The sequence below is a fragment of the Celeribacter sp. genome (assembly GCF_048266405.1).
GTDB lineage: Bacteria > Pseudomonadota > Alphaproteobacteria > Rhodobacterales > Rhodobacteraceae > Celeribacter.
The window spans coordinates 175,645-200,945 of record NZ_JBLWZO010000003.1 but is presented as its reverse complement, the minus strand read 5'-3'; the positions used below and the strand labels follow the sequence as shown (position 1 = coordinate 200,945).

The following is a 25,301-nucleotide window of genomic DNA, read 5'->3' as shown; positions in this document are numbered from 1 at the left end:
CCCTTTTTCAATGGCGAGCGCCATACTGACTTAAGGTTGCTATCCGCAGGGAGCAGTCCATCCGCTCTCTTCGCGTAACTGCCATCATAAAAACGCGCCCAATTCGCGATGACGAACACGGCGCGATGACGGAACGATCCTTTTGGGAGGGGAATGGACATGCATCCAGCACTTCAAGGTCTGATGACCATCGTGGTCGGGGTCGGGGCCTGTGTAAGCTACTTTTACGCCTCGAACCTGTTGATTGATAAGGTGCTATTTCCACCGCGAAATGTTTCAGTGCAACAAGCCAAGACCAAAAGGTTAATTGCGTTCGCACTTGTGATCCTCATTATTCTTGGGATTGTCCTATTGGGTTTGAAACCATTCCCTCTCTATTCATTACAATCATGGGGGGGCTACACATCGCTCTCCATGACATTGTTTGTGTCGGCCGTGTTCCTTTTGGGCGTACATTTTCTCTTTCCTAAAGTTGAGCAATCGGCGGGCAATAATATCAACCGCGCCAATATCATTCGCCCGTGGCTGTTCTTGTTTCCCGCGCTCTTCGTGCTGACGGTCTATCTGGCCTATCCCGTGTTCGAGACGCTGCGCCTGTCGCTGACAGATCGCGCTCAGGACGGGGCCTTTGTGGGGTTGGATAACTACCGTCAACTGGTCTCCGAGCCCAAGTTCTGGGAAGCCATTCGCAACAATATGCTCTGGCTGATCGTCGTGCCCGCCATGTCGACCATTTTCGGTCTGATCGTGGCGCAGCTGACCGACCGGATCAAATGGGGCAATATTGCCAAATCGATCATTTTTATGCCGATGGCGATTTCCTTTGTCGGCGCTTCGGTGATCTGGAAACTCGTATATGACGCGCGCCCACCCGGCACCGAGCAAATCGGTGTGCTCAACGCGGTTTATATGTACCTGACAGGCAATGACCCGCAGCAATGGTTGACCATTCCGCTGTGGAACAACTTCTTTTTGATGGCGGTGCTGATCTGGATTCAGACGGGCTTTGCCATGGTGATCCTGTCGGCGGCGCTGCGCGGTATTCCTGAGGAAACTATTGAGGCTGCGATCATCGACGGGGCAGGGCCGTTCCAGATTTTCTTCAAAATCAAAGTTCCGCAGATGATGGGAACGATCATGGTGGTGTGGACCACGATCACCATCACCGTGCTGAAGGTGTTCGACATCGTTTACGCCATGACCAACGGTCAATGGGAGACGCAGGTCTTGGCCAACTACATGTATGACAAACTGTTTCGGGCCAATGACTGGGGCGTCGGGTCGGCGGCGGCGATGGTCATTATGTTGCTCGTGACACCGATTTTGGTGTGGAATGTCGTCAACGCACGTCGGGAAATGCGCTGATCGCGCGGGAGAGAGATTATGGATAATATCGCTGGATCTAAATCATCGCTCACCTGGGCCGTTCACATTTCGGTCGCCCTTCTCGTGTTGCTATGGATTTTCCCCACGCTTGGGTTGTTGGTGTCCTCTTTCCGCACCGCTGATCAGATTTACTCCTCAGGGTGGTGGGCGTCGCTGTTCACCCAAGAAAGCCAGAACCCCGCCATCCGCCTTGAGGGTGATGAGGTCATGGATGGTCCGTTCTATGTGATCGAGGGCGATCTGTTCCCATCCACGGATGCGACGATTTCCAAGTGGGGCACGTCCTCGCGTGATCCCGAGGCATATTCCCCCGGGGAAACGGCGGAACTGAAAAACGATTGGACCGTGACCGTGGATGTGGCGGGCGATTTTCGACTGACTTCGCCCACGTCTTTTGAGGGGGAGCGGTTGCCGCGTGTGTTTACCACCGCCGAGACGCCACCAGAGTTTACCTTGGACAACTACAACGAGATGCTGTTCTCGCCGACAACATCGCAAAACATGGCCAAGGCGTTTTTCAATACGCTCACTGTGACCATTCCCGCGACGATCATCCCGATCCTGATTGCAGCTTTTGCGGCCTATGCTCTTGCGTGGATGGACTTTCCGGGGCGGGCGCTGCTTGTGGCCTTTGTGGTGGCCTTGCTCGTCGTGCCGCTGCAACTGGCGTTGATCCCGTTGCTTAAATTACACCTCGGCCTCGGCATTGGCAAAGGCTATCTTGGGGTGTGGTTGGCGCATACGGGGTTCGGGATGCCGCTCGCCATCTATTTGCTGCGCAACTACATGGTCGGCCTGCCCAAAGATATCATCGAAAACGCCCGCGTAGACGGCGCGACAGAGTTCCAGATTTTCATAAAGATCATCCTGCCGCTGTCCTTCCCCGCCCTCGCAAGTTTCGCCATTTTCCAGTTTCTGTGGACATGGAATGACCTCTTGGTCGGTCTGGTGTTCCTCATCGACAGTACGGGCGACACCACCATTATGACGCGTCAGATCATCGAGCTATTGGGCACCCGTGGCGGCAATTGGGAAATCCTTGCCACCGCCGCGTTCGTCTCCATCGCCGTGCCGCTTGCCGTCTTCTTTGCCATGCAAAAATATCTCGTTCGCGGCTTGCTCGCGGGCTCGGTCAAATAAGAGAACACATCTAAAATGAACGCAATGACAGGACAGGACCCTATGTCCAAAACCTTTACCCGAGACCCCGATTGGTGGCGTGGTGCAGTGATCTATCAGATTTATCCGCGCTCCTATCAAGACAGCAATGGCGATGGCATTGGCGATCTTTTGGGCATCGTCCAACGTCTACCATACATTGCCTCTTTGGGCGTGGATGCGATCTGGATTTCGCCGTTTTTCACCTCGCCGATGAAGGATTTCGGCTACGACGTGTCCGATTACTGCGATGTCGATCCGATGTTCGGCTCGCTTGCAGATTTCGATGCAGTGATCGAGACGGCGCACCAATACGGCGTCAAGGTTATGATCGACCTCGTGTTGTCGCACACCTCGGATCAGCATCCGTGGTTCAAAGAGAGCCGTGCGTCTCATGATAACGCCAAATCCAATTGGTACGTCTGGGCCGACGCCAAGCCCGACGGCACGCCGCCCAATAACTGGCTGTCGATCTTTGGCGGATCGGCGTGGCAATGGGATGCGGGTCGGATGCAGTATTTCCTGCATAACTTCCTGACCTCGCAACCCGATTTGAACTTCCACGAACCACAGGTCCAAGAGGCTTTGCTCGACGTCGCGCGCTTCTGGTTGGAGCGGGGCGTGGATGGCTTCCGCCTCGATACCATCAACTTCTACACCCATGACGCCGAACTGCGCGACAACCCCGCGCTGCCCGCCGAGGCGCGCTCGTCCAAAACTGCGCCCGCCGTCAATCCCTACAACTGGCAAGAGCATCTCTACGATAAATCGCGCCCTGAAAACCTCACCTTCCTGCGCAAACTGCGCGCGGTGATGGAGCCCTATAATGCGGCTGCGGTCGGCGAAGTGGGCGACGAGCAACGCGGTCTAGAGATCCTTGGGGAATACACCTCCGGCGATGACCTCATGCATATGTGCTACGCCTTTGAGTTGCTGTCGGGCGAGACCCCTGATGCGGCCTATATCAAGGAGGTGATGGACAAAGTCGCCGCTGTAGCCGCCGATGGGTGGGCCTGTTGGGCCTATTCCAACCACGATGTGGTCCGCCATGTGTCGCGGTGGAACCTGTCCCCCGCGGCAGCACGGGCCTTTACCACCTTGATGATGTGTCTGCGCGGGTCAGCTTGTATCTATCAAGGGGAGGAGCTTGGTCTGCCAGAGGCGGAGATTGCCTTTGATGATCTGCAAGACCCCTATGGCATTGAGTTCTGGCCCGAGTTCAAGGGCCGTGATGGCTGTCGCACGCCGATGGTGTGGGAAAAATCCAACCATAATGGCGGTTTTTCCGATGCGACAAAGACGTGGCTGCCCGTGCCTTCCGAGCATGTGAACATGTCGGTCAATGCGGCTGAGGATGATCCCGCGTCGCTCGTACACCACTACCGCCGCGCCATCGCATTTCGTCACTCACATGCCGCGCTCAAAGTGGGCACGCAAGAGGGGATGCGGGTCGAGGATGGTTGCTTGATCTTTACGCGCAAACAGGGGGATGAGGAGCTGTTTTGCGCATTCAACCTCACCGATACGCCCGCGACGCTTGAGACGCCTGCGGGTCAGTGGCACGCAATCGGTGGCGAACTTAATTCCGCCTCTCCAATGGAGGACGGCAAAATTCATCTTGGGCCTTGGCAGCCCTGTATCATGCTGCGTGAGCATGTTTGATTTGGGAGGGGATATCCAATGGCAGAGCTAAAACTGACCAATGTTGCAAAGACCTATGGCGGAAAGGTTGAGGTCCTCAAAGACATCAACCTCGACATCAAAACAGGCGAGTTGATCGTTTTTGTCGGTCCATCGGGCTGCGGGAAATCCACGCTTTTGCGAATGATTGCGGGTCTGGAAAAGATCACCAGCGGGACGCTTGAGATCGACGGTCTGCGCGTCAACGATGTGCCGCCCGCACAGCGCGGCATCGCGATGGTGTTCCAGTCCTACGCGCTCTATCCGCATATGACCGTGCGCGACAACATGTCCTTTGCGCTCAAGATTGCCAAGAAACCCAAGGCGGAAATCGACGCGGCCGTGGCCAAAGCCGCCAAGATCCTTCAGCTCGAAGACTACCTCGACCGTCTGCCCAAAGAACTGTCGGGCGGGCAGCGCCAGCGTGTCGCCATCGGGCGGTCGATTGTGCGCGACCCGAAGGTCTATTTGTTCGATGAACCCCTGTCCAACCTCGACGCCGCCTTGCGCGTCGCGACCCGTCTGGAGATCGCGCAACTCAAAGAGAGCATGCCCGACAGCACCATGGTCTATGTGACCCACGACCAAGTTGAGGCCATGACCTTGGCCGACAAGATCGTGGTTCTGGCCAACAAGGGCATCGCGCAAGTCGGCAGCCCGCTTGAGCTCTACGAGACGCCAGACAACGAGTTTGTGGCGCAGTTTATCGGCTCTCCTGCAATGAACCTTCTGTCGGGCGAGATCGTGAAAACGGGCGCGCAGACTGAAGTGAAACTGGACGGCGAGGGTGTCGCCATCTCTAACGTGCCGACGTCCGCCGACGATCTGGGGCGGCGTGTGAATGTCGGGGTGCGCCCCGAAGACCTGACCTTGGTCAAAGAGGGAGGTTTGGGCATCATCAACGGTGAAGTCGATATGATCGAAGCCCTTGGCGAAGTGACTTTGCTCTACTTCGTGCCAGAGCGCGGCAACGATCCGTTGATCGCAAAACTGCCTGGCATCCATAAGGGCCTGCGCGGCAACACGGTTAATCTCACGGCTGATCCGGCCAAGGTGCATTTGTTTGCCGATGGGGTGTCGATGCGCGTCAAAGCGTAAACAGGCGAAGCGAAAGATTGGGAAAGGGGGCGCTTTGGTGCCCCTTTTTCTATGGCCGCGACACCGCGTCACAAGACAAGGTGATGTGCGGGCTGTTCGCGGCGCTCGGGCGATGGTATTCAAGACAGGCAATATGACAAAGGCCGAACCCATGTCCGAGACTTCCGCACCGAAGAAACCGTATTTTCCACCGCCGCCACCGTTGAATACACCACCCAAAGGGCTGTGGCGCGCAACACCACCCGCGATCTTCCCGCCGATGTTGGGTTTGCTCGGCATGGGATTGGCATGGCGTCAGGCGGGCGTGGCTCTGAATGCGCCGACATGGATTGGCGAGATGATCCTCGGTGCGGTCTGTTTGCTCTATGTGTTTGGCGTCATTGCCTACAAAGCCAAGGTGGCACGACGTCCGTCGGTTGTGGCTGACGATCTGCGCATTCTGCCTGGTCGGGCTGGGCTGTCGGCGGGGACGGGGGCAGGGATGCTCTTTGCCGCCGCCCTTGTGCCGTTCTCCATTCCCTTGGCCAAGCTCGTGCTTGTCGTGTCCTTGATCGGTCATGCGATCGTGGCGCTGTTGATCATCCGTTCGTTTATGATTGGTCCTGCCGAGCAACGACGTGTGACGCCTGTGTGGCATCTGAGCTTTGTCGGCTTCATCATTGGCGGTGTGGCCGCGCCCGCTGTGGGCTGGTCCGCTCTGGCGCAAATGCTCTTGGTGACGACTTTGCCGATTGCCGCCGCTATTTGGCTCATCTCCGCGCTGCAATTTACCAAGGCCGATGTGCCGCCACCGCTGCGTCCGCTCTTGGCCATTCACCTCGCGCCTGTCGCCCTGTTCGGGATCGTCGCTGCCGGGCTTGGCTACGCAGGTCTGGCCGTGGCCTTTGGCTACCTCGGGATTACCGTGTTGGTCGTGATGCTGCTCGGGGTGCGCTATTTCACCAAGGGGGAGTTCACCGCTCTTTGGGGCGCGTTCACCTTTCCTATGGCGGCCTTCGCCAATCTGATGTTCGCGGCGGCCAAGTTCCAAGAGACGCCCTTTGCCATTATCGGCGGGCTTGAACTGGTGGCGGCAACACTCGCGATCTCGGTCATTGCCTTTAAAATCATGCAGATATGGGCGCGAGGCAAGCTGTCCAAGGCCACCAACGCCGCGACGGTATAATCCGCTAAACGCCCTTTAGGTGAGGCCAAGAGCGCCGTGGTCCGAACAGGCCGCGGCGCTAAATCTTGGGGTTGGGCGGGGAAATGGCACAAACACCCTTCCCAAATGGCCCGATCCGTGTAATAGCGGCGTGCCTAACCGTATCACGCCAAGGAGAAATTGGATGGAGATTCGCGAGGCTCTCACCTTTGACGACGTATTGCTTGTTCCTGCGGCATCCTCAGTGCTGCCGACGACAGCGGACACGTCAACGTTCGTCACAAAAACAATCAAGCTGAATATCCCCCTGTTGTCCTCCGCAATGGACACCGTGACCGAGGCGCGCATGGCGATTGCCATGGCGCAGATGGGCGGGATGGGCGTGATCCATAAAAACCTCAACGTGGTCGATCAGGCCAATGAGGTGCGCCGCGTCAAGCGGTTCGAGAGCGGGATCGTCTACAATCCAATCACCCTGACGGCAGACCAAACCATCGCCGACGCACGGGCTTTGGCGATGCAATACAATTTCACGGGCTTCCCTGTCATTGATGACGAGGGTCGCGTTGTGGGCATTGTGACCAACCGCGATATGCGCTTTGCCACGTCTGAGGACACTCCTGTGTCGCAAGTGATGACCTCCAACGACCTCGCGATCCTGCATGAGCCTGCGGACCGTGACGAAGCGATTTCTCTGATGAAGGCGCGTCGGATCGAAAAGCTGCTCGTCACTGATGGATCAGGCAAACTGACGGGGCTATTGACGCTCAAGGATACGGAAACAGCGGTGTTGAACCCTTCGGCGTGCAAAGACGACCTCGGGCGTTTGCGCGTTGCTGCGGCTACTTCTGTGGGCGACAGTGGTTTCGAGCGCTCAGAGGCATTGGTCGATGCAGGTGTGGATGTGATCGTGATCGACACGGCGCACGGACATTCCAGCGGCGTCATCGACGCAGTGGCCCGCGCCAAGAAAGAGTTTGGCGATAAGGTCCAGATCATCGCGGGCAACGTGGCCACAGGGGAAGCGACCAAAGCTCTCATCGGCGCGGGCGCGGATGCGGTCAAGGTCGGTATCGGGCCGGGCTCGATCTGCACCACACGTATGGTCGCAGGTGTCGGCGTTCCACAGCTCACCGCGATCATGGATTGTGCTGCGGCTGCGGGCGAGGTGCCTGTCATTGCTGACGGCGGGATCAAGTTCTCCGGCGATTTTGCCAAGGCCATCGCCGCAGGGGCCTCTTGTGCAATGGTCGGCTCGATGATCGCAGGCACGGATGAAAGTCCGGGCGAGGTCATTCTCTACCAAGGCCGTTCGTTTAAATCCTATCGTGGCATGGGCTCGCTCGGCGCGATGGCGCGCGGGTCTGCGGATCGCTATTTCCAAAAAGACGCAGCTTCGGACAAACTCGTGCCCGAAGGCATCGAAGGCCAAGTGCCCTACAAAGGCACCGTTGGCACCGTGTTGCACCAGATGGTCGGCGGTCTTCGCGCTGCTATGGGCTATACGGGCAACGCAACAGTGGCGGAGATGCGCAAAGGCTGCAACTTTACCAAGATTACAGGCGCGGGCCTCAAAGAGAGCCATGTGCATGACGTGCAGATCACCCGCGAAAGTCCGAACTACCGTATCGGCTGAGCCTGCGCTACAATTTGAACACGGGAACGGGGGCCTTACGCCCCCGTTGCTATTTGCGTCCTACTTTGTCCGTCCATAAGGGGCTGTCTCCAATGACACCAACCGCACGTCTCTCCGCCGCTATTGAATTGCTCGATACCGTTCTGTCTGGCGTTAATGCCGAGAGAGCCTTGACCAATTGGGCGCGGGGAAACCGCTATGCGGGGTCCAAAGATCGCCGCGCCATCCGCGACTATGTCTTTGACGCGCTGCGGTGTCTGCGCTCCTACGCATGGCTTGGTGGTGCGGGAGAGGCCACGCCCACGGGACGCCAAGTGATGATCGGGGCGCTTAGAGCCAACGGTGTGGACCTTGATACCTTATTCTCGGGCGAGCGGTTTTCGCCTGAGCCTCTGACAGACGCCGAGCGCGATCTGCCTCCCTTGGATGGCGCTCCGCGTGGCGTGCGTCTGGATACGCCCGATTGGCTTTTGCCCATGTTCGACGCGGCTTTGGGCGCGGAAGCGGATGCCGTTTTGGCCAAATGCCGCGAGCGCAGCGCTGTGTTTTTGCGCGTCAATCGTCGCAAAGCTACGGTTAAGCAAGCCATTGAAATGCTGGCCGACGACGACATTGTTGCCGCGCCGCATGGGCTGAGCGAGGGGGCGTTGATCGTCACCAAGGGCGCGCGCGCCGTGGCGCGCTCCTTGGCTTATCTCGATGGTGCGGTCGAGGTGCAAGACGCGGGCTCTCAGGCCATCATCAACACTCTGCCGATCGAAGACGGTCAAAGCGTGTTGGACTACTGCGCGGGCGGCGGCGGGAAAGCCTTGGCCTTGGCGTGCAAGGCAGATGTGTCCGTGACCGCCCATGATATCGACCCGTCGCGGATGCAAGACATTGCCCCGCGGTCCGAGCGGGCGGGGGTGACGATCCGCACGGCTGGGGCGGCGCAATTGGACGACATTTACGATCTGGTCGTGGCGGATGTGCCGTGTTCGGGATCGGGATCATGGTCGCGCGCACCGCAAGCCAAATGGGCGCTGACGCCTGAACGTCTGACCGAGTTGACCGAAATCCAAGCGCAAATCTTGGACGAGGTGGCCCCGCGCGTGGCCAAGGGCGGTGTGCTTGGCTACATGACGTGCTCTTTGTTCGAGGTCGAAAACGGCGACCAGATCACGGGTTTCTTGGCACGTCATCCCGAATTTTCTGTCGAGGTCACGCGGTTGATAACGCCGCTTGAGGGGGCGGATGGCTTTTTCGTCTGTGTGCTGCGCAAATCAGCCTAAGTGCAATTCGGGGCACGTGGACGCATAAGTGTCCATGATCTTAACAATTTCACGCATACGTTGCATTTCTGGGCTGAAACAACTTTACCGATAGTCGACCATTTACTACAAAGATGAGAGGGTTAAGGGCGCGTTAACTAATTTTGGGCACAGTCCGAGACCCGTGGATCGTGCGTAGCCCATTGGGCGAGAAGGGGCAGTTTTGAACGCAGCTGTAATGAGTGTTGGGCCTTTGGGGCGGCTTGGTGTGCGTCTTGCACCTTTGACGGTGTGGTTCTTCATCCTGGGGCTCGGCCTGTGTGTACTCTCCTTTGTTGTGCCCAATCCTCAAATAGGGGTTTTGGCATTTATTAGCGGGTTTGCACTGCTCTGGATCGTGTTGATCCTGCGCTTGCTCAATGCGCGGGAACGCCGCAAACGCCGTCAGTTCCATAAAATGATTGCCAATTTCGTCGCCCATGACGCGGCGCCGTCCTTCACCACGGATGCAGACGGGGTGATTGACTATGAGAACAAGGCCGCCGTGACACGGTTTGGTTCACGCCAAGGGGCCTCAATGCTGGCCACTGTTGAGGGTATGTTTGCCGCGCCCTCCGCGACCTTGGCGCGGTTGCAGAATTTTGCCCATGCCAAGGGCGCCGCGTGCGAAGATGTGGCCACCCGTACGGGACATATGCGCCTGTCTGTGCATTTGGTCGGGGCGGACAGCGAATACTATCTTTGGCGCTTGGAAGACCTCACCGAACGTGGCGAGCACGGGGTTGGAGGAGAAGCTGTTTCCCTACCGATGATTGTGCTCTCGGCGAAGGGAAAACTGTTGTTCTCCAATGCAGCACTTCACCGTTTGATCGGACACCGCCCCGCGGCTCTCGATCGGATCGTCAACGATTTGCCGCTGCGCAACGGCGATCTGCATTTGCTTTCGGGGAAATCTACCCCCATTTCAGCTCGTGTTGCGGTGTATGAAACGCCGACAGGGCGACAGGAAGTCTATTTCCTTCCCGAATTGACGCCGCAAGTGGGCGCATGGACCGATTTCGATGCTTTGCCCGTTGCGCTGCTCAAAGTGAGCGCAGAGGGTGAAATCCTCGAAAGCAACCGTGCGGCGCGTGAATTGCTCGCCATGCCCGCCAATCCGCGCAATCTCAACCTCGGAGATGTCGTTGAGGGGTTGGGCCGGTCCGTGTCGGAATGGGCCGGTGATGTGGCGCAAGGACGGATGCACAAACCCGAGTTTGTGCGCGCCTCGCGACCAGAAAAGGACACCTTCCTGCAAATCTCGCTCACCCGTGTCGAGGGGGAGGATGGCGCGATTGAATTGGTCTCCGTATTGACCGACGCCACACAGCTCAAGGCCCTTGAGGCGCAGTTCGTGCAAAGCCAGAAAATGCAGGCGATTGGCCAACTTGCGGGCGGTGTGGCCCATGACTTCAACAACCTGCTGACCGCCATTTCGGGGCATTGTGATCTGTTGCTCCTGCGCCATGATAGTGCCGACCCCGAATATGGCGATCTCGTTCAAATTCACCAAAACGCAAACCGTGCCGCTGCCTTGGTCGGGCAGTTGCTCGCCTTCTCGCGCAAGCAAACGCTCAAGCCTGAGGTGATCAATCTGCGTGATACCCTGTCCGATCTGACCCATCTGCTCAACCGCTTGGTCGGAGAGAAGATCAGCCTTGCCGTCTCCCATGACGACGATCTGCGACCTATCCGCGTTGATAAGCGGCAGTTGGAACAGGTCATTATGAACCTTGTGGTAAATGCCCGTGATGCCATGCCGGGAGGTGGGGAGATCGCGATAGAATCGCGTAATGCGGTGTTGCATGAGGCCATGATGAAAGGGCGCGCGACGGTGCCTGCGGGAGACTATGTTTTGATCTGCGTGACCGATCAGGGCACGGGTATTCCCAAAGAGTTGCTACAGCAGGTGTTCGAGCCGTTTTACACCACGAAGCGAACGGGCGAGGGCACAGGGCTTGGCCTGTCCACGGCTTACGGAATTATCAAGCAGACGGGCGGCTTCATCTTTGTGGATAGTGCCGTTGGCGTGGGCACGAAATTCTCCATCTATCTGCCCACCCATGCTGCTAATGGCGATGAGGTGGCCACGGAAGCGGCGACCACACCGAAACGTGTTGTGGAGCGGGGCGATGGTGTCGTGCTTTTGGTCGAAGATGAGGCGCCTGTACGTGCCTTTGCGGCACGTGCCCTTAAACTGCGCGGATATACGGTGTTGGAGGCCGAATGCGCCGAAGATGCTTTGGAGCTTTTGGAGGACGAGAGCCTGCGCGTCGATCTATTCCTGTCCGATGTCATCATGCCCGGAATGGATGGCCCCACATGGGTAACCAAGGCGCGCGAAGCCCGTCCGGATGTTAAGGTTATCTTTGTCTCCGGCTATGCGGAAGATCATTTCTCCGATCAGCAGGCACGGATTCCAAATTCGGTGTTCCTGCAAAAACCGTTCTCTCTGTCTGAGCTGACCGAAATCGTGCAGCAACAGTTCGAAGAGTGAATTTTATCGCGGTGCTTTGATGCGAGCGCTCCTGTGATCTATGTCACTCATTTTACACTAACTTTTTTGCTTAAATTCCAGCACTTACACCTTGTAGTTAATTGAATGGCGTAGCTGATTTAGCCCGAAATTTTCCCCTAAATGAAACATTAACCAATTTCTGCCACTCCTGACCTCGTCAGATTTTTGTTGAAATGTTCTCTTTTTGATCTCATAAGGAGGCAAGAGAACAAGACAGGAACATAACCTGTCCTTGTGGAAGGTCACGGACCATCGAGTTTCCGTTGCCGCCCCAAGGTGGGTGTGAAATAAGGGTAGAGACCAATGGCTAAAGCAGCGGTAGTAGAGATGAGCAAAAACGACAGCAATAAGCAAAAAGCCCTCGATAGCGCTTTGGCGCAGATTGAGCGTCAATTTGGCAAGGGCTCGATTATGAAAATGGGCGCGGATAATCCCGCCCATGAGATCGAAGCTACGTCCACAGGCTCGCTTGGCCTCGACATCGCGCTTGGCATAGGCGGTTTGCCAAACGGGCGCATCATTGAAATCTACGGCCCTGAGTCCTCGGGTAAAACAACCCTGACGCTGCACTGTGTCGCCGAAGAACAGAAAAAAGGCGGCGTCTGCGCCTTTGTGGATGCGGAGCACGCGCTTGATCCGATCTATGCCCGCAAGCTGGGTGTGGACCTTGACGAACTGCTGATTTCGCAGCCTGACACAGGTGAGCAGGCGCTCGAGATTGTGGACACCTTGGTGCGCTCCGGTGCTGTGTCGCTCGTTGTTGTCGACTCCGTCGCCGCGTTGACGCCGAAATCCGAACTTGAGGGTGACATGGGCGATAGCTCTGTTGGTGTGCAGGCCCGTTTGATGTCGCAAGCCATGCGCAAGCTGACAGGGTCGATCAACCGCTCCAAATGTACCGTGATCTTCATCAACCAGATCCGCATGAAAATCGGCGTGATGTTCGGCTCGCCCGAAACCACCACGGGCGGCAACGCGTTGAAATTCTATTCTTCCGTGCGTCTTGATATTCGCCGCATTGGCCAGATCAAGGATCGCGACGAAGTTGTCGGCTCCGAGACCCGCGTGAAGGTCGTCAAAAACAAAGTGGCGCCACCCTTCAAACAGGTGGAATTCGACATCATGTATGGCGAAGGTATTTCCAAAACGGGTGAGCTTCTGGACCTCGGTGTGAAAGCGGGCGTGATCGACAAGTCGGGATCGTGGTTCTCTTATGGGGACGAACGTATCGGGCAGGGCCGTGAAAACGCCAAACGGTTCCTCAAGGAAAACACCCATTTTGCGCTTGAGATCGAGGACAAAATCCGCGCCTCTCACGGGCTTGAGTTCGATCTTGGTAAAGAGATGGCTGCGATTGAAGAGATCACAGACGTTGTTGAGGGCGATGAGGCCGAATAAGCCACGCATCCTGCGCTAAAATCCACTGAAAAAAGGGTCGGAACCATCGGGTTTCGGCCCTTTTGCATTGTGGGGTGATGGACAGGCTCTCAAAGGGGCGATAAACCCGATGCAACGCCAATCCCTGCCCAAAAACAAGAGCCCTGTGATATGCCTAGCGTCAACGACATTCGCTCCACATTCCTGAACTATTTCGACAGCAACGGCCATACGGTCGTGGACAGTTCTCCGCTGGTCCCGCGCAATGATCCCACCTTGATGTTCACCAACTCGGGTATGGTTCAGTTCAAAAACTGCTTCACGGGTGTGGAAAAGCGCGACTATGTGCGGGCCACCTCGGCGCAAAAATGCGTGCGGGCAGGGGGCAAACACAACGACCTCGACAACGTTGGCTACACCGCCCGTCACCACACGTTCTTTGAGATGCTCGGCAACTTCTCCTTCGGCGACTATTTCAAGGAGGAAGCGATCCCCTTTGCATGGGAATTGATCACGGGGGTGTTCGGCATCCCCAAAGACAAGCTCTATGTGACCGTCTACCACACCGATGACGAGGCGTTCGACATCTGGAAAAAGGTTGGTGTTCCCGAAGACCGGATCATCCGCATTGCCACCTCCGACAACTTCTGGCAGATGGGCGACACGGGGCCTTGCGGTCCGTGCACCGAAATTTTCTACGATCACGGCGATCATATCTGGGGCGGCCTTCCCGGAACACCTGAGGAAGATGGCGACCGTTTCATCGAGATTTGGAACGTCGTGTTCATGCAGAACGAGCGGTTTGCGGATGGGTCCATGACCGAACTGGATATGCAATCCATCGACACGGGCATGGGGCTTGAGCGGATTGCGGCGCTTTTGCAGGGCAGCCACGACAACTACGACACCGACATGATGAAGGCGCTGATCGAGGCTTCGGCTCATGCCACCTCCGTCGATCCCTATGGTGACAAAAACGTGCATCACCGTGTGATTGCCGATCACCTTCGCTCGACCTCGTTCCTGATTGCCGATGGTGTGATGCCATCGAATGAGGGCCGCGGTTATGTGTTGCGCCGCATCATGCGCCGCGCCATGCGTCACGCGCATTTGCTTGGGGCGAAAGATCCGATCATGCACAGCCTTGTGCCCGAATTGGTGCGCCAGATGGGCGACGCTTACCCCGAGCTGCGCCAAGGTCAGTCGATGATCGAAGAGACGCTGCGCCTTGAGGAAACACGGTTCAAACAGACACTTGATCGCGGGTTGAAATTGCTCGACGACGAATTGGACGGGCTGCCCGAAGGCGAAAAACTGGCCGGTTCCGCGGCGTTCAAGCTCTATGACACCTATGGTTTCCCGCTCGATTTGACGCAGGATGCGTTGCGCGAAAAGGGCCGTGAGGTCGACACCGATGGCTTCGATGCGGCGATGGCCGAGCAAAAAGCCAAAGCCCGCGCCGCTTGGGCCGGATCGGGTGAAACGGCCGACGCAACCGTGTGGTATGACGTCGCCGAGGACAAAGGCACCACTGAATTCTTGGGCTATGAGACCGAAAAGGCCGAGGGCGAGATCGTCGCACTGGTCAAGGACGGCGCACGTGTGGAATCTGTAAATGCAGGTGACACGGTGCAAATCGTCGTCAACCAGACGCCCTTCTACGGCGAAAGCGGCGGTCAGGTCGGCGACACGGGTGTGATCCGGATCGACGGTAATATTGCCAAAGTCACGGACACCAAAAAGGTTGCAGGCGTGTTCATCCACATGGCCGAAGTCGTTGAGGGAACGATCACGGTTGGCGAGCCTGCGGTGCTGGAAGTCGATCACGCCCGCCGTGCTGCTATTCGCGCCAATCACTCCGCCACCCACCTGTTACACGAGGCGCTGCGCGTCACGTTGGGTGATCATGTGGCGCAACGCGGGTCGTTGAATGCGCCTGATCGTTTGCGCTTCGACTTTTCGCATGGCAAGGCATTGAGTGCTGAAGAACTGGCCACGGTTGAGGCCGATGTGAACGCGTTCATCCGTCAAAACACCTCCGTCGAAACCCGTATTATGACGCCCGACGATGCCCGTGCCATTGGCGCACAGGCGCTGTTTGGCGAGAAATACGGCGACGAGGTGCGGGTTGTCTCGATGGGCCGTGCCGATACGGGAAAGGGCGTTGATGGCAAGACCTATTCGCTCGAACTCTGTGGCGGCACCCATGTGGCGCGCACGGGCGATATCGGTGTGTGCATTATCACCGGCGATAGCGCATCATCCGCAGGTGTGCGCCGTATTGAGGCTCTCACAGGGCAGGCGGCACTTGATTACATGGCGCAGGCCGCAGGGCGCGCCGATGAGGTCGCCACGCTTTTGAAAGCCCCCGTGGGCGAGGTCGTGGACCGCGTCAAAGCACTCAGCGACGAGCGTAAAAAACTCGAACAAGAGGTCGTAAATCTGCGCCAACAAATCGCTATGGGCGGTGGAGCCTCTGGTGGCGCTGTCGAGGCCCGCGATGTGAACGGCGTGCCGTTTTTGGCCCAAGCCTTGCAAGGCGTGTCGGGCAAAGACCTGCGCGGATTGATCGACGCCCATAAAAACAACCTTGGCTCTGGCGTGATCCTTTTGATTGCCGATGATGACGGTAAAGTCGCCGTGGCCTGTGGCGTGACGGACGATCTGGTGGATCGTGTGTCCGCCGTGGATGTGCTCAAGGCCGCTGTGCCCGCAGTGGGCGGCAAGGGCGGCGGTGGCCGTGCCGACATGGCGCAAGGCGGGGGCAAGGATTTCTCGGGCGCCGAGGCCGCGATTGCCGCTGCTGAGGCTGTGTTGACGGCATAAGGACCGTGAGGGCCGCGCAATGAGCGTGGCCGCGCACCCGCAATGATTTCATAAGAAGGACACTGAAATGGCTGCACTTTGGATCACGAATGTGACGGTGACGGACGAAGAAGAATACGGCAAATATGCCAAGCTCGCAGGGCCTGCGATTGCCAAACATGGCGGCGAATTTATCGCCCGTGGTGGCGCTTATAAGCAGATGGAGGGGCGCGAGCGTCCCCGCAATGTCGTGATCCGTTTCGAGAGCATCGCGGCAGCAGAGGCCTGCTATAACTCGCCCGAATATCAAGAGGCGCTTGCCTTTGCCAAGGACAGTTCCGAGCGCGATTTGGTGATTGTCGAACTGCTCGACTAAACCGCGCAACCGCTCTGAGATCACGCCCTGCTTGTTATGAGCGGGGCGTTTTTGTTTGGAAATTGCCCATAGGTTCGGCATCATTGGCGCACTTTGCATAAATGAATGGAGCGAGCCATGAGTTTGGGATGTTTTTCAGTGAGCCTGACGGTCAAGGATTTAAAGGCGTCAAAGACGTTTTACGAGACGCTTGGATTTGAAAAATTTGGCGGTGATGAGGCGCATAACTATCTGATCTTAAAGAATGGCGATGCCATCATCGGCCTCTACCAAGACATGTTTGAGGCCAACATTCTGACGTTCAATCCCGGATGGAATACGAACGCGCAGCCTGTGGAGACGTTTGAGGATGTGCGCCACGTGCAGGACCAGCTGAAGGCCGCAGGTGTTGACATGGTAAAAGCCGCGGATCCGGAGGGCACAGGGCCAGATCATATCATCTTCACCGATCCTGACGGCAATACGATCATGTTTGATCAACATGTGGACAAGCCGTAATCCGCAATCTCTAACAAGCGGGAGACGCAAAAAGGGCGACCGCTTGGGTCGCCCTTTTGTATTCGGTACTTGTGGTGGCGCTTACTGCGCGGAACGACCTTGGCGCTTGCGCTCATGCGGGTCGAGGAAGCGTTTGCGCAGACGGATCGCGTTTGGCGTGACTTCGACCAACTCGTCGTCGTCGATATAGGCAATCGCTTGCTCCAGTGTCAGCGTCACGGGCGTGGTCAGACGCACAGCGTCATCGGTGCCAGAGGCGCGCACGTTGGTGAGCTGCTTGCCTTTGAGGGGGTTCACTTCGAGATCGTTTTCACGGGTGTGCTCGCCGATGATCATGCCTTGGTAGACATCTTCCTGCGCACCGATGAAGAAGTGACCGCGATCTTCAAGTTTCCACAGGGCGTAAGACACGGCTTTCCCTGCATCCATAGAGATGAGAACACCTGCGCGGCGGCCCGGAATGTGACCTTTGTGCGGGGCCCATTCGTGGAACACACGGTTGAGAACGCCAGTGCCGCGCGTATCGGTGAGGAATTCACCGTGGTAGCCGATGAGGCCACGCGAGGGGACGTTGGCAATGATGCGTGTCTTGCCGTTTTGTTGTTTCATCTCCGTCAGGTCGCCTTTGCGTGCGCCTGTCAGTTTCTCGATCACGGCGCCGGAGTATTCGTCATCCACGTCAATGGTGACTTCCTCAATGGGCTCCATTTTCACGCCGTCGATTTCGCGGATCAGAACCTGCGGGCGGGAGATCGACAATTCGAACCCTTCACGGCGCATGTTTTCGATCAGAACTCCCATTTGAAGCTCGCCACGTCCGGCAACCTCAAAGGCTTCACCACCGGGGGTGTCGGTGACTTTAATCGCCACGTTCACTTCGGCTTCGCGCATCAGGCGGTCACGGATGACGCGCGATTGCACTTTTTTACCATCGCGACCCGCAAGCGGGCTGTCGTTGATGCCAAAGGTGACGGTGATGGTTGGCGGGTCAATCGGCTGCGCCTCAAGCGGCGTTTCGATTTCAAGCGCACAAAGCGTGTCCGACACGGTGGCTTTGGACATGCCTGCGACGGAAACGATGTCGCCGGCGATAGCTTCGTCAATGTCCTGCATCCCAAGGCCGCGGAAGGCTTGGATTTTCTTGACTTGGAACTGCTCGATCTTTTGGCCGTTGCGGGTCAGCGCCTGAATGGTTGCGCCTGTTTTCAACGTACCTGTTTCAACACGCCCCGTGAGCAAACGCCCCAAGAAGGGGTCAGCGCCGAGGGTTGTGGCGAGCATTGTGAACGGTTCATTTTGTTTTTTGAGCTGCTTTGGCGCAGGGACGTGGTTCAAGATGAGGTTGAACAGCGCGTCGAGGTTCTTGCGCGGACCGTCGAGTTCCGTGTCGCACCAACCGCTACGACCAGAGGCGTAGAGGTGGGGGAAGTCGAGTTGATCTTCGTCAGCGTCGAGGGAGGCGAACAGGTCAAAACACTCGTCGAGCGCACGGTCAGGCTCGGCGTCGGGCTTGTCGACCTTGTTGAGAACAACGATCGGGCGCAGGCCAAGAGCGAGCGCTTTCGAGGTCACAAATTTAGTCTGGGGCATCGGGCCTTCGGCGGCGTCCACCAAAAGGACAACACCGTCGACCATGGACAGGATGCGTTCGACTTCGCCACCGAAGTCGGCGTGGCCTGGCGTGTCAACGATATTGATGCGGTGGCCTTTGTATTCCACAGAGGTGGCTTTCGCGAGGATGGTAATCCCGCGCTCACGCTCCAGATCGTTGCTGTCCATAGCCCGCTCGGTGGTGGCTTGGTTTTCACGGTACGTGCCCGATTGTTTGAGTAGCTCGTCCACCAGAGTCGTCTTGCCGTGGTCCACGTGAGCGATGATTGCGATATTGCGAAGGTCCATTAAGGTTCTATCCGTAGGTAAAGGGTTTGCGCTGCCCGTAACGCGTGTTGCGCCAAAAGACCAGAAGAAAAGGAGGCGACGCGGCGATGCACGCGCTTTCCTGTGTTAATCGTGCTCTAGAGTGTCATGACACGTAATATTATGGCGTGATCTGTTAAGGCTGCCACTATCTGCCGTAAACTCGCGATGCGATGTTTACATTGCGATATAGCGGTCGCGGCGGTGGTTGATGGCGATGACGAGGTTCAGGATCACAGCGCCCAAGAGCGAGTAACCAACCTGCGACAGGGGCAAGAGGAAGGCCGCGACAGCGAAGAGAACGGCGTCGAAGCCAAGCTGCACATAGCCCGCTTTGAGTTTCGTCGCGTCTTGTAAGTAGAGCGCCAGAATGCCGATGCCGCCCAATGAACCGCCGTGGCGGAAGATGGCCATAAGCCCTGCGCCTTGGAGGAAGCCGATCATCACTGCGCCGAAAATTGGATCGACGCGCTCAAACGAGACCAGATGCGGAAACAGTTCGGAAAAGCCGGAAATCAGGGCGACGCAGGCAAAGGTCTTGAGAACGAATTTCACGCCCATGCGTTTGTAGCCAAACCAGTAGAACGGCAGGTTCACCGCGAAAAACACCCACCCGAACGGCGCTTCAAGCACATAGGACGCGAGCAGGGCGAGGCCTGCGGTCTGACCAGTGATGAATCCCATGTCTCGTAACATTACCACGGCAAAGGCGCACATGGCGGTGCCAAAGATGAATCCTTGGGCGTCTTCAAAAAGGGTGTGACTGGCGGCGGTTTGTTCTTTTGTCTGCATGGCGGTCTTGGATACCGAAACGCGCAGGAAATCAAGAGGGGCGGTACAAATGTCTTTTGCCGTAGGCGAGAGCGGACTATGGCGCGATGTAGCGGTCGCGGCGGTGGTTGAAGGCGATCACACCGTTGAGGATCAAAGCGCCGAGCAGCGAATAAAGCACGCGTTCGGGCGCAAAGAGGAAAAAGGCGACCCCGAATAGAATGGCGTCAAAGCCGAGCTGCACCAGTCCTGCGCGGATGCCAAAGCGGTCTTGGGCGTAGAGCGCCACCACGCCCAAGCCCCCAAGCGAGCCTTTGTGGCGAAACGTGCCGAGAAGCCCGTATCCCGTGAGGACGCCAAAGGCCACAATCCCGAACAACGGGTTGAGGTGGGAAAATTGCATCCAGTTGGGGACGACCTCCATCAAAAGCGATAAGGATGTCACGCAAGCGATTGATTTTAGAGTGAACTCTTTCCCCATCTGCGTCCATGCCAAGGCGTAGAAGGGGATGTTGATAATCCAGAACACCCATGAGAAGGACCAGTCCGTGAGGTAGGAAATGACCAAGGCCAAGCCCGCCGTTTGTCCAGTGATGAACCCCAGTTGGGTGATGAAACTCAGTCCGATTGCCGTTGTCACAAGGCTGATTGAGAACCCTTGCAGATCCTCAAGTGCGGTATGTTTCGGCGGGTCAATCGGGAGAGGGATGGGAGATGGCATGGGGTTATCTTATGGCAGCACTGCTGACCTGTCTAGCAGGATATGTCGACATAACAAAAAGGGCCACCCGTGAGGGCAGCCCAATGCTTAATAATGTGGCATATAGGGGTTAACCCACGAGAGCCTTGTTGAGATTTTCGTCGATCTTCTCAAGGAAGCCCATGGTGGTGAGCCAGCTTTGATCGGGGCCGACCAAAAGTGCGAGGTCTTTGGTCATGTGGCCGCTTTCAACGGTGTCGACGATCACCTTCTCCAAGGTTGTGGCGAAGCGCATCAATTGCTCGTTGTTGTCGAGTTTGGCGCGGTGTTTGAGGCCACCCGTCCATGCGTAGATCGACGCAATGGAGTTGGTTGAAGTGGCTTCGCCTGCTTGGTGCTGACGGTAGTGGCGCGTCACGGTGCCGTGGGCGGCTTCGGCTTCGACGATCTTCCCGTCTGGCGTCATCAGTTGCGAGGTCATCATGCCAAGGCTGCCGAAGCCCTGCGCAACCGTATCCGACTGCACGTCGCCGTCGTAGTTCTTACAGGCCCAGACAAATCCACCCGACCATTTGAGCGCGCAGGCGACCATATCGTCGATGAGGCGGTGCTCATACCAGATGCCCGCTTCTTTGAACTTTTCGGCAAATTCGGCCTCATAGACCTCTTCAAAGATGTCTTTGAAACGACCGTCATAGGCCTTGAGGATGGTGTTTTTGGTCGACAGGTAAACGGGCCAGCCGAGGTTGAGGCCGTAGTTGAGCGAGGCATAGGCGAAATCGCGGATGCTGTCGTCGAGGTTATACATCGCCTGATAGACCCCAGCGGAGGGCGCATCAAAGACTTCCTTCTCGATTACCGTGCCGTCTTCACCAACGAATTTCATCGTCAATTTACCTGCGGAGGGGAAGGTAAAGTCGGTGGCTTTATACTGGTCGCCATAGGCATGACGCCCGACGACAATGGGTTTGGTCCAGCCTGGAACAAGGCGCGGCACGTTTTTACAGATGATCGGCTGACGGAAGATCGTCCCGCCAATGATGTTGCGGATCGTCCCGTTGGGAGAGCGCCACATCTGTTTGAGGCCAAATTCCTCGACGCGGGCCTCATCGGGCGTGATGGTCGCGCATTTCACCGCGACACCGACCTCTTTGGTCTTTTCAGCGGCATCAATGGTGATTTGGTCGTTGGTCTCGTCGCGTGATTCAATTCCCAGATCATAATACAGCAGATCGAGGTCGAGATACGGCAGGATCAGTTTCTCTTTGATGAACGCCCACATGATGCGGGTCATCTCATCTCCGTCCATTTCGACGATCGGGTTGTCTACCTTGATCTTTGTCATCGGGTCGCGCTCCTTGGATATGGGCGATGCTTATGTCTCGGGGTGTATATAGCGTAAAGTCGGGGTAGGGGGAAGTGCTGTATACATTGGTATACTAGAAAAGTGCGGCGGCGCTTCGGCTCATTTATCCGCCCGCCACAATCAGGCCGACACCATAGGCAACGCCGGCGCACACTCCCCCTAGCGTGACCGTTTCTCCGACGCAACGCACAAGACCCGCACGGGTGGCGACATGGCGCAACAGTCCCAGCAAGATTAGTGCGATAAAGGTGGCAATGACTGCGGCGCGGGTCTGTGTCGAGACGGGAAGGCCGAGCAAGTAAGGCAGGAGTGGAATGGTTCCGAAGATGACAAAGGACACAAAGGTGACAAGGGCCCGTGGCCATAGTGGCCCTTGGCCGGGGTCTTCGATCCCGTCGACTTGGCTTAGGGTCAGTTCCGCCATCAGCGCGGGCGATTTGGCGGTGAGCGAAGCCATCGTTGTGGCATCAAGCGTCGATAATCCGCGCGATTTGAGATGTGTTGTCAGCGCGTCCACTTGCGCAGACGGGTCACGGGCCAAGGTGGCGCGGCGGCGTTTTATCATGTCACGAGCGGCACGGGCGGACAGGAATTCCCCCAAGCCCATAGAGGTGGCATCGGCAAACAAATTGGCCAAGCCGAACAGCAACACGGCCAAAGCACCGATCTGGGCGGTGCCTTGGGCTTCGGCGCCCGCAAAGCCCGCAACAATGGCAAATGTGGTGACAATCCCGTCATTGCCGCCGTAGACGATTTGTTTAAGGTGGTCGGTAAATTGGGCACGTTTGGTCATCATGGGCTCCGTGGGGCATAAGTATGCTGAGTGTAGACGATTTGATCTCTTTTGGCTTGCGCGAGCGCAATGAGGGGTGAAAGAAGTGCTGAATTTTGGGGTATAATGATACCTATTTCATAACGCATTGTTTTTGAATGATTAATAAGGGTTTGTTGCGCTTGACTGTGCGTGTGAAACCTATAGAACACCCCAATCTGAAGTATCGACCCCAAAGGGCATCTATCATGAAGACTTTTACCGCTACTCCGGCGGACGTGGACAAGAAATGGATCATCATCGACGCTGAAGGCGTTGTTCTTGGCCGTCTTGCGTCTATCGTCGCCATGCGTTTGCGCGGCAAGCACAAAGCCACGTTCACACCGTCCGTCGACATGGGCGACAACGTGATTGTTATCAACGCTGACAAAGTGCAGATGACAGGCAAAAAGCGCACCGACAAAATCCACTACTGGCACACTGGTTATCCAGGTGGCATCAAACAGCGCACCGCTGGTCAGATCCTTGAGGGCAAACACCCCGAGCGTCTCGTGACGAAAGCTGTTCAGCGTATGCTTCCAGGCAACAAGCTGTCTCGCAAAGTGATGACAAACCTGCGCGTCTATGCAGGCACCGAGCATCCTCACGAGGCTCAAAAGCCTGAAGTCCTGGACGTGAAGTCCATGAACAAGAAAAACACTCGGAGCGCGTAATCATGGTTGATGAAATCAAATCCCTCGACGAGCTGAATGCCGTCGCCGGTGGCGAGGCAACGACCGAAGTTGTAGCGCCCCGTGAACCCGTACGTGATGAACTCGGCCGCTCCTATGCGACTGGTAAGCGTAAAGATGCGGTTGCCCGCGTGTGGATCAAACCTGGCTCTGGCAAGGTCACCGTCAACGGCAAAGAGATGAGCGTTTACTTCGCCCGTCCCGTTCTGCAGTTGATCGTCAAGCAGCCATCGCAGGTTGCCGGCGTTGAAGGCGAGTTCGATGTTGTTGCAACTGTTAAAGGCGGCGGTCTCTCCGGCCAAGCTGGCGCAGTGAAGCACGGCATCTCCAAAGCTCTGCAACTTTACAACCCCGAACTGCGTGGCGCTTTGAAAGCCGCAGGCTTCATCACACGCGATAGCCGCGTTGTTGAGCGTAAGAAATTCGGTCGTCGTAAAGCACGTCGTTCCTTCCAGTTCTCCAAGCGTTAATCCGCTACACTGGATGTCGAATTGGAAAGGCCGCCCCGACAGGATCGTGGGCGGCCTTTTCGTTTGTTTGAGTGGGCGAGTGGGTCTGCCGCTTTAGCCCCCGTGTGTCGCCCGCTGTTTGGTCTCCACACACTCTTTGCGCGGGACTGTGGGGATGCTGAATTGATTCGTTGCCGCATGAAACCATGCTTTCCTGACAGTGCTGTGACACCGCTAATCGGCACTTTGACACTCACCCAACCTCATTACTCTGCGTGGCGCAGTTGTCTGTTCGTCGTGGTCCCCATTACGCGGCTGCGCGGCTATGGTGGAGGTGAGGTGTCTTGATTTTTGTGACGCCCTGTTTTCTGAAATCATGTTTATATTGAATACTTTATAGTGATTTCTTTAATGTCGCCTTGATCTCTCAAGCTGTCTTTTGTCGGCGCGTGATGTGTCGTTTTTTGGGGGGGCGTTTGCCCATGAAAAATCCGCGTTTTAGCGGGCTAAAACACGTCGCGCTTTACAAAAATAATAAAGTAATACTTAATGACCTCACTTAAAGTTTTGGGAGGAACTCATGAATATCAAATCAACACTACTCGCGTCTGTCGTCGCCTTGGCCCCCTTTGCCGTTTCGGCGGAGGTCACTATCGGCTTTTCACAAATCGGATCGGAATCCGGTTGGCGCGCGGCCGAAACCACGGTCACAAAACAACAAGCAGAAGCCCGTGGCATTAACCTCAAATTTGCTGACGCACAGCAAAAACAGGAAAACCAGATTTCTGCGCTGCGCTCCTTTATTGCGCAGGGCGTAGATGCAATTTTGATCGCGCCCGTTGTGGCCACAGGTTGGGATGAAATTCTCGAAGAAGCCAAGGATGCGGACATTCCCGTCATTCTTCTGGATCGCACCGTCGACGCATCCGATGACCTGTACCTGACGGCTGTTACATCCGATCTGGTCCATGAGGGTATGGTTGCAGGTCAATGGTTGGTCGATGACCAAGCGGGCGCGGATTGCCGCATCGTCGAGCTTCAAGGCACAACGGGATCGTCCCCAGCCATTGATCGCAAAAAGGGGTTTGAACAGGCTATCGCAGGTCACGACAACCTCGAAATCGTCCGTTCGCAAACAGGGGATTTCACCCGTTCTCAGGGTAAAGTCGTGATGGAAAGTTTCCTTAAGGCCGAAGGTGGCGAGAACATCTGTGCGCTTTACGCTCACAATGATGACATGGCAGTTGGCGCCATTCAGGCTGTGCGTGAAGCAGGTCTGAAACCTGGTGTCGACATCAAAATCGTTGCTATTGACGCGGTTCCTGATGCACACTTGGCACTCGCAAATGGTGAAATGAACGCCACGATCGAGTTGACGCCAAACATGGCAGGCCCTGCGTTGGACGCTTTGGCATCCTACTTGGCTTACGGCACTGTGCCACCAAAATGGATCCAAACCGAATCGCGTCTTTACACGGCGGCAGACGACAATCAGGCAGTTTATGAGATCAAAAAAGGTCTGGGCTACTAACCAGAACGGGCCAATTGTAGGCTAACTTGATCGCATATCATCCTTTGGCAACGCGCATTTGTGCGTTGCCAATCGTCACTCTCTCTGCCTGAGGACTTC

The 25,301-nt window shown here is 56.6% G+C and carries 20 protein-coding genes; 15 read left to right on the top strand and 5 right to left on the bottom strand.

Features of this window, described 5'->3' with window-relative positions; genetic code table 11:
• The first annotated feature begins 159 nt into the window (after positions 1 to 159).
• The 12 genes from ACN0TS_RS08420 to ACN0TS_RS08365 all read left to right on the top strand — a co-directional run bounded on the left by ACN0TS_RS08420 (position 160) and on the right by ACN0TS_RS08365 (position 16,965).
• Positions 160 to 1,365 (top strand): carbohydrate ABC transporter permease, encoded by a 1,206-nt coding sequence (locus tag ACN0TS_RS08420; RefSeq protein WP_417258904.1) that lies wholly within the window; start codon positions 160 to 162, stop codon positions 1,363 to 1,365.
• Between the two features lie 18 nt (positions 1,366 to 1,383).
• The gene (locus ACN0TS_RS08415; protein ID WP_417258903.1) at positions 1,384 to 2,526 is read left to right on the top strand and encodes a carbohydrate ABC transporter permease; all 1,143 of its coding nucleotides are present in this window, start codon (positions 1,384 to 1,386) and stop codon (positions 2,524 to 2,526) included.
• 42 nt (positions 2,527 to 2,568) lie between these two features.
• A complete protein-coding gene (locus tag ACN0TS_RS08410; protein ID WP_417258902.1) occupies positions 2,569 to 4,206 on the top strand; it encodes an alpha-glucosidase in 1,638 nt (545 codons plus the stop codon).
• Positions 4,207 to 4,224: 18 nt separating this feature from the next.
• Positions 4,225 to 5,322 carry an ABC transporter ATP-binding protein gene (locus tag ACN0TS_RS08405; RefSeq protein WP_417258901.1) on the top strand — a complete coding sequence of 366 codons (1,098 nt, stop codon included), beginning with the start codon at positions 4,225 to 4,227 and terminating at the stop codon, positions 5,320 to 5,322.
• 151 nt (positions 5,323 to 5,473) lie between these two features.
• Positions 5,474 to 6,487 carry a tellurium resistance protein gene (locus tag ACN0TS_RS08400; RefSeq protein WP_417258900.1) on the top strand — a complete coding sequence of 338 codons (1,014 nt, stop codon included), beginning with the start codon at positions 5,474 to 5,476 and terminating at the stop codon, positions 6,485 to 6,487.
• 163 nt (positions 6,488 to 6,650) lie between these two features.
• Positions 6,651 to 8,102 carry an IMP dehydrogenase gene (guaB, locus tag ACN0TS_RS08395; RefSeq protein ID WP_417258899.1) on the top strand — a complete coding sequence of 484 codons (1,452 nt, stop codon included), beginning with the start codon at positions 6,651 to 6,653 and terminating at the stop codon, positions 8,100 to 8,102.
• Positions 8,103 to 8,194: 92 nt separating this feature from the next.
• On the top strand, positions 8,195 to 9,373 hold the full coding sequence (locus ACN0TS_RS08390; RefSeq protein ID WP_417258898.1) for an RsmB/NOP family class I SAM-dependent RNA methyltransferase: 1,179 nt from the start codon (positions 8,195 to 8,197) through the stop codon (positions 9,371 to 9,373).
• A 202-nt stretch (positions 9,374 to 9,575) separates the two neighbouring features.
• The gene (locus ACN0TS_RS08385; protein ID WP_417258897.1) at positions 9,576 to 11,888 is read left to right on the top strand and encodes an ATP-binding protein; all 2,313 of its coding nucleotides are present in this window, start codon (positions 9,576 to 9,578) and stop codon (positions 11,886 to 11,888) included.
• A 324-nt stretch (positions 11,889 to 12,212) separates the two neighbouring features.
• Positions 12,213 to 13,307, top strand: a complete 1,095-nt coding sequence (gene recA, locus ACN0TS_RS08380; protein ID WP_417258896.1) for a recombinase RecA — start codon at positions 12,213 to 12,215, stop codon at positions 13,305 to 13,307.
• Positions 13,308 to 13,457: 150 nt separating this feature from the next.
• Positions 13,458 to 16,112 (top strand): alanine--tRNA ligase, encoded by a 2,655-nt coding sequence (gene alaS, locus ACN0TS_RS08375; protein WP_417258895.1) that lies wholly within the window; start codon positions 13,458 to 13,460, stop codon positions 16,110 to 16,112.
• 67 nt (positions 16,113 to 16,179) lie between these two features.
• Positions 16,180 to 16,467 (top strand): DUF1330 domain-containing protein, encoded by a 288-nt coding sequence (locus ACN0TS_RS08370; protein ID WP_417258894.1) that lies wholly within the window; start codon positions 16,180 to 16,182, stop codon positions 16,465 to 16,467.
• A 117-nt stretch (positions 16,468 to 16,584) separates the two neighbouring features.
• Complete coding sequence (locus ACN0TS_RS08365) at positions 16,585 to 16,965, top strand: VOC family protein (RefSeq protein WP_417258893.1); 381 nt, start codon at positions 16,585 to 16,587, stop codon at positions 16,963 to 16,965.
• Between the two features lie 81 nt (positions 16,966 to 17,046).
• Here the strand turns inward: ACN0TS_RS08365 and typA are convergent, their stop codons facing one another.
• The 5 genes from typA to ACN0TS_RS08340 all read right to left on the bottom strand — a co-directional run bounded on the left by typA (position 17,047) and on the right by ACN0TS_RS08340 (position 22,512).
• Positions 17,047 to 18,864, bottom strand: coding sequence for a translational GTPase TypA (gene typA, locus ACN0TS_RS08360; RefSeq protein ID WP_417258892.1), 1,818 nt, complete (start codon positions 18,862 to 18,864; stop codon positions 17,047 to 17,049).
• A 195-nt stretch (positions 18,865 to 19,059) separates the two neighbouring features.
• Positions 19,060 to 19,674 carry a YitT family protein gene (locus ACN0TS_RS08355; protein ID WP_417258891.1) on the bottom strand — a complete coding sequence of 205 codons (615 nt, stop codon included), beginning with the start codon at positions 19,672 to 19,674 and terminating at the stop codon, positions 19,060 to 19,062.
• 76 nt (positions 19,675 to 19,750) lie between these two features.
• Positions 19,751 to 20,374: a YitT family protein gene (locus ACN0TS_RS08350; protein WP_417258890.1), complete on the bottom strand. Its 624-nt coding sequence runs from the start codon at positions 20,372 to 20,374 to the stop codon at positions 19,751 to 19,753.
• Between the two features lie 109 nt (positions 20,375 to 20,483).
• Entirely contained in the window at positions 20,484 to 21,698 is a 1,215-nt protein-coding gene (locus tag ACN0TS_RS08345) for an NADP-dependent isocitrate dehydrogenase (protein ID WP_417258889.1), read from the bottom strand.
• Positions 21,699 to 21,822: 124 nt separating this feature from the next.
• Positions 21,823 to 22,512: a VIT1/CCC1 transporter family protein gene (locus tag ACN0TS_RS08340; RefSeq protein ID WP_417258888.1), complete on the bottom strand. Its 690-nt coding sequence runs from the start codon at positions 22,510 to 22,512 to the stop codon at positions 21,823 to 21,825.
• A gap of 227 nt (positions 22,513 to 22,739) precedes the next feature.
• Here ACN0TS_RS08340 and rplM point away from each other — a divergent pair, with 227 nt between their 5' ends.
• The 3 genes from rplM (at position 22,740) to ytfQ (ending at position 25,202) form a co-directional block, all read left to right on the top strand.
• Complete coding sequence (rplM, locus tag ACN0TS_RS08335; RefSeq protein WP_417258887.1) at positions 22,740 to 23,204, top strand: 50S ribosomal protein L13; 465 nt, start codon at positions 22,740 to 22,742, stop codon at positions 23,202 to 23,204.
• Between the two features lie 2 nt (positions 23,205 to 23,206).
• Positions 23,207 to 23,692 carry a 30S ribosomal protein S9 gene (gene rpsI / locus ACN0TS_RS08330; RefSeq protein WP_417258886.1) on the top strand — a complete coding sequence of 162 codons (486 nt, stop codon included), beginning with the start codon at positions 23,207 to 23,209 and terminating at the stop codon, positions 23,690 to 23,692.
• 559 nt (positions 23,693 to 24,251) lie between these two features.
• Positions 24,252 to 25,202 carry a galactofuranose ABC transporter, galactofuranose-binding protein YtfQ gene (gene ytfQ, locus ACN0TS_RS08325; protein ID WP_417258885.1) on the top strand — a complete coding sequence of 317 codons (951 nt, stop codon included), beginning with the start codon at positions 24,252 to 24,254 and terminating at the stop codon, positions 25,200 to 25,202.
• Positions 25,203 to 25,301: the final 99 nt, after the last annotated feature.

Excerpts from the sequence above, each read along its gene's own strand:
- ACN0TS_RS08420 (WP_417258904.1), top strand. The coding sequence starts at position 160 with ATGCATCCAGCACTTCAAGGTCTGATGACCATCGTGGTCGGGGTCGGG.
- ACN0TS_RS08415 (WP_417258903.1), top strand. The coding sequence starts at position 1,384 with ATGGATAATATCGCTGGATCTAAATCATCGCTCACCTGGGCCGTTCAC.
- ACN0TS_RS08410 (WP_417258902.1), top strand. The coding sequence starts at position 2,569 with ATGTCCAAAACCTTTACCCGAGACCCCGATTGGTGGCGTGGTGCAGTG.
- ACN0TS_RS08405 (WP_417258901.1), top strand. The coding sequence starts at position 4,225 with ATGGCAGAGCTAAAACTGACCAATGTTGCAAAGACCTATGGCGGAAAG.
- ACN0TS_RS08400 (WP_417258900.1), top strand. The coding sequence starts at position 5,474 with ATGTCCGAGACTTCCGCACCGAAGAAACCGTATTTTCCACCGCCGCCA.
- guaB (WP_417258899.1), top strand. The coding sequence starts at position 6,651 with ATGGAGATTCGCGAGGCTCTCACCTTTGACGACGTATTGCTTGTTCCT.
- ACN0TS_RS08390 (WP_417258898.1), top strand. The coding sequence starts at position 8,195 with ATGACACCAACCGCACGTCTCTCCGCCGCTATTGAATTGCTCGATACC.
- recA (WP_417258896.1), top strand. The coding sequence starts at position 12,213 with ATGGCTAAAGCAGCGGTAGTAGAGATGAGCAAAAACGACAGCAATAAG.
- alaS (WP_417258895.1), top strand. The coding sequence starts at position 13,458 with ATGCCTAGCGTCAACGACATTCGCTCCACATTCCTGAACTATTTCGAC.
- ACN0TS_RS08370 (WP_417258894.1), top strand. The coding sequence starts at position 16,180 with ATGGCTGCACTTTGGATCACGAATGTGACGGTGACGGACGAAGAAGAA.
- ACN0TS_RS08365 (WP_417258893.1), top strand. The coding sequence starts at position 16,585 with ATGAGTTTGGGATGTTTTTCAGTGAGCCTGACGGTCAAGGATTTAAAG.
- typA (WP_417258892.1), bottom strand. The coding sequence starts at position 18,864 with ATGGACCTTCGCAATATCGCAATCATCGCTCACGTGGACCACGGCAAG.
- ACN0TS_RS08355 (WP_417258891.1), bottom strand. The coding sequence starts at position 19,674 with ATGCAGACAAAAGAACAAACCGCCGCCAGTCACACCCTTTTTGAAGAC.
- ACN0TS_RS08350 (WP_417258890.1), bottom strand. The coding sequence starts at position 20,374 with ATGCCATCTCCCATCCCTCTCCCGATTGACCCGCCGAAACATACCGCA.
- ACN0TS_RS08345 (WP_417258889.1), bottom strand. The coding sequence starts at position 21,698 with ATGACAAAGATCAAGGTAGACAACCCGATCGTCGAAATGGACGGAGAT.
- ACN0TS_RS08340 (WP_417258888.1), bottom strand. The coding sequence starts at position 22,512 with ATGACCAAACGTGCCCAATTTACCGACCACCTTAAACAAATCGTCTAC.
- rplM (WP_417258887.1), top strand. The coding sequence starts at position 22,740 with ATGAAGACTTTTACCGCTACTCCGGCGGACGTGGACAAGAAATGGATC.
- rpsI (WP_417258886.1), top strand. The coding sequence starts at position 23,207 with ATGGTTGATGAAATCAAATCCCTCGACGAGCTGAATGCCGTCGCCGGT.
- ytfQ (WP_417258885.1), top strand. The coding sequence starts at position 24,252 with ATGAATATCAAATCAACACTACTCGCGTCTGTCGTCGCCTTGGCCCCC.